This window comes from Pseudomonas sp. XP1, assembly GCF_053557675.1.
Map to the genome: position 1 here is coordinate 1 of NZ_JBNRIJ010000023.1, position 3,465 is coordinate 3,465.

At 61.6% G+C, this 3,465-nt stretch carries 3 protein-coding genes; 2 read left to right on the forward strand and 1 reads right to left on the reverse strand.

The annotated features are described in order from the left end of the window. Positions 1–165: 165 nt before the first annotated feature. Complete coding sequence (ybaK, locus tag ACK1U9_RS18345; RefSeq protein ID WP_085601562.1) at positions 166–636, reverse strand: Cys-tRNA(Pro) deacylase; 471 nt, start codon at positions 634–636, stop codon at positions 166–168. Between the two features lie 303 nt (positions 637–939). Here ybaK and ACK1U9_RS18350 point away from each other — a divergent pair, with 303 nt between their 5' ends. Next, entirely contained in the window at positions 940–1,791 is an 852-nt protein-coding gene (locus tag ACK1U9_RS18350) for an MIP/aquaporin family protein (RefSeq protein ID WP_015271568.1), read from the forward strand. A 51-nt stretch (positions 1,792–1,842) separates the two neighbouring features. After that, a complete protein-coding gene (gene glpK / locus ACK1U9_RS18355) occupies positions 1,843–3,342 on the forward strand; it encodes a glycerol kinase GlpK (RefSeq protein WP_046614759.1) in 1,500 nt (499 codons plus the stop codon). Positions 3,343–3,465: the final 123 nt, after the last annotated feature.

A 3,465-nucleotide genomic window follows, 5' to 3' on the forward strand; every position in this document is an offset into this window, starting at 1 on the left:
TCGCCTTGATGAAGACTCAAGGCGAATACATGAGCAAAGGGGGCAAAAAGCATTGCCCACAACCATAGAATCTCCCACAGGTACAGCGCACCATTCACGGGCGGCGTTGTACCTGTGGGAGCGGCCTTGTGTCGCGAAAGGGCTGCAAAGCAGCCCCGAAAATTCTCAGCCCCGCCCGATCCCGGCAAACTTGCCCTGGGTATGCTCGGCCAATACCGCTGCCGCCAACTCTACCTCCAGCCCACGCCGCCCGGCGCTGACATGGATGGTTGCAAAGTTCTGCGCCGAATCATCGATGAATGTACGCAGGCGCTTCTTCTGCCCCAGCGGGCTGATCCCGCCCACCAGGTACCCCGTGGCCCGCTGCGCAACCACCGGGTCGGCCATCTCGCACTTTTTCACCCCGGCAGCATGGGCCAGGGCCTTGAGGTCGAGTGTACCCACCACAGGTACCACCGCCACCAGCAACTCCCCCTTCTCACTGCTCGCCAGCAAGGTCTTGAACACCTGCTGCGGGTCGAGACCGAGCTTTTCCGCCGCCTCCAGGCCATATGACGCCGACTTGGGGTCATGTTCGTAACTGTGCACACGATGCTCGGCACGGTGTTTCTTCAACAGGTCTAGGGCGGGGGTCATGCGGGGGCTCCGGTCGGGACAGCTCGGCGGCTACTTTAGGACAATTCCCACATCACAGCCAGCGCACCGCAGTCGCGCGCGTCTAGTACGCGGATCCGCGCCTAAAATCAGCATCCACATCGTGACCAACCGTTCACTTTCGACCTTTGACATCAGCGTTTCTTGTCTATATTTTTTCGTTTCTGAATAAATGGTGCACTTTTAAGGTGCATTTCCTACATCTGCCTGGAGTCAACGGGGATAGACTCCGGGCGTTGCTGTCGAGCGCCACGCGCCTCACAACAAAAAAAAACGAGGTCCTACATGACGACTGCTCTACGCCAACCCACGCTGTCCAGCCAATGCCTGGCCGAGTTCCTCGGCACTGCCCTGCTGATCTTCTTCGGTACCGGCTGCGTCGCAGCGCTCAAGGTCGCGGGCGCCAGCTTCGGCCTGTGGGAAATCAGTATCATCTGGGGCGTGGGCGTCAGCATGGCGATCTATCTCACCGCCGGTATTTCCGGCGCGCACCTGAACCCTGCGGTGAGCATCGCCCTCACCCTGTTCGCCGGTTTCGACAAGCGCAAGCTGCCCTTCTACATGCTGGCCCAGGTATGCGGCGCATTCTGTGGTGCAGCGTTGGTCTACACCCTGTACAGCAACCTTTTCTTCGATTTCGAACAGGCCCATGCCATGTTGCGCGGTAGCGAAGCCAGCCTGGAACTGGCCTCGGTGTTCTCCACCTATCCGCACCCTTCGCTATCCACCGGCCAGGCGTTCCTGGTCGAAGTGATCATCACTGCCATCCTCATGGCAGTGATCATGGCCCTGACCGACGACAACAACGGCCTGCCGCGCGGTGCCATGGCCCCACTGCTGATCGGCCTGCTGATCGCCGTGATCGGTAGCGCCATGGGCCCGTTGACCGGCTTTGCCATGAACCCGGCCCGTGATTTCGGGCCAAAACTCATGACCTTCCTGGCCGGTTGGGGCGAAATCGCCTTCACTGGCGGTCGGGACATGCCTTATTTCCTGGTTCCGGTGTTCGCACCGATCCTTGGCGCCTGCCTGGGTGCTGCGACCTATCGCGGCCTGATCGCCCGCAACCTGCCAATGGCAGCCGCCGTGAACCCTGAGACAAATGACAATCGCCAGGGCGATACTCAAGTCAACTGACGCCGGCATCACGCCCAGCCCTGAACCCCTATTTCCGCAAGGCCTACGACCATGACAGACACCCAGGATAAGAACTACATCATCGCCCTGGACCAGGGCACCACCAGTTCGCGGGCCATCATTTTCGATCGCGACGCCAATGTGGTGGGTACCTCCCAGCGCGAATTCGCACAGCACTACCCGCAAGCGGGCTGGGTCGAACACGACCCGATGGAAATTTTCGCCACGCAGAGCGCGACCATGGTCGAGGCCCTGGCCCAGGCAGGCATCAGCCACGCCCAGGTCGCCGCACTGGGTATCACAAACCAGCGTGAAACCACCGTTGTATGGGACAAGGAAACCGGCCGCCCGGTGTACAACGCCATCGTCTGGCAGTGCCGCCGCAGCACCGAGATCTGCGCCCAGCTCAAGCGCGACGGGCATGAAGACTACATTCGCGAGACCACCGGCCTGGTCACAGACCCGTACTTCTCTGGCACCAAGCTGAAATGGATCCTCGACAATGTCGAGGGTGCCCGCGAACGCGCCGAACGCGGCGAGTTGCTGTTCGGCACCATCGATACCTGGCTGATCTGGAAGTTCTCCGGCGGCAAGGTGCATGTCACCGATTACACCAACGCCTCGCGCACGCTGATGTTCAACATTCACAGCCTGCAGTGGGACGACAAGCTCCTGGAAATCCTCGGCATCCCACGGCAGATGCTGCCCGAGGTACGCCCTTCCTCCGAGATCTACGGCCACACCAAGAGCGGCATCGCCATTGCCGGTATCGCCGGCGACCAGCAGTCGGCGCTGTTCGGCCAGATGTGCGTTGAGCCGGGTCAGGCCAAGAACACCTATGGCACCGGCTGCTTCCTGCTGATGAACACCGGCGACAAGGCGGTCAAGTCGTCCCATGGCCTGCTCACCACCATCGCCTGCGGCCCGCGAGGCGAAGTGGCCTACGCGCTGGAGGGCGCGGTGTTCAATGGTGGTTCCACCGTGCAGTGGCTGCGCGACGAACTGAAGATCGTCAACGACGCACTCGATACCGAATACTTTGCCAGCAAGGTCAAGGACAGCAACGGGGTATACCTGGTGCCTGCCTTCACCGGCCTGGGTGCCCCGTACTGGGACCCATATGCCCGTGGTGCACTGTTCGGCCTGACCCGTGGCGTGAAGGTGGACCACATCATCCGCGCCGCACTGGAATCGATCGCCTACCAGACCCGCGACGTGCTCGACGCCATGCAGCAGGACTGCGGCCAGCGCCTGTCCGAGTTGCGCGTGGACGGCGGTGCGGTGGCCAACAACTTCCTCATGCAGTTCCAGGCCGACATCCTCGGCACCTGCGTGGAGCGGCCGAAGATGCGCGAAACCACGGCGCTGGGTGCGGCATACCTGGCAGGCCTGGCCTGTGGTTTCTGGAGCGGCCTGGACGAGCTGCGCGACAAGGCGATCATCGAGCGCGAATTCAGCCCGCAGTTGGATGAAGCGCAGAAAGAGAAGCTGTATGCCGGCTGGAAGAAGGCGGTCGACCGTACCCGTGACTGGGAAGATCACGAGGCCTGATCCCCGGCGCGATAGCTTGTCCAAATTCTGTGGGTGCAGCGTTGATCTCGAGGTTGTCGCTGTACCTGTGGGAGCGGCCTTGTGTCGCGAAAGGGCCGCAACGCGGCCCCAGGATTGATGCGC